Source organism: Musicola keenii, from assembly GCF_014855505.1.
Taxonomy (GTDB): Bacteria; Pseudomonadota; Gammaproteobacteria; order Enterobacterales; family Enterobacteriaceae; genus Musicola; species Musicola paradisiaca.
Genome location: NZ_JAAWVW010000072.1, coordinates 1 through 215, shown reverse-complemented (window position 1 = coordinate 215; position 215 = coordinate 1). Strand labels below are relative to the sequence as shown.

Annotated in this window: 1 protein-coding gene; it reads right to left on the bottom strand. The window is 67.9% G+C overall.

Features of this window, described 5'->3' with window-relative positions:
* On the bottom strand, nucleotides 1-215 hold a 215-nt coding region (locus tag HEP82_RS19905), incomplete at both ends, for a hypothetical protein (RefSeq protein WP_192459622.1).

Here is a 215-nt window from a genome sequence, read left to right as displayed (position 1 = left end):
GACGAGGTGACGTTCTCGCTCGTGGAGGTCAGCGTCACCGACGCGCCGCTGGATAAGGTCGGCGCGTCATTGACGTCGCTCACCGTCAGTGACGCCTGCGCGCTGTTGCTGGAGAACGCGCTGCTGCCGCCGGTGGTCGAGGTATCCGCCAGCCCCCGGGTCGCCCCTGTGGTGGCCGTGCCGCTGGTCTGATCCCAGGCGTTGAAACTGAAGGC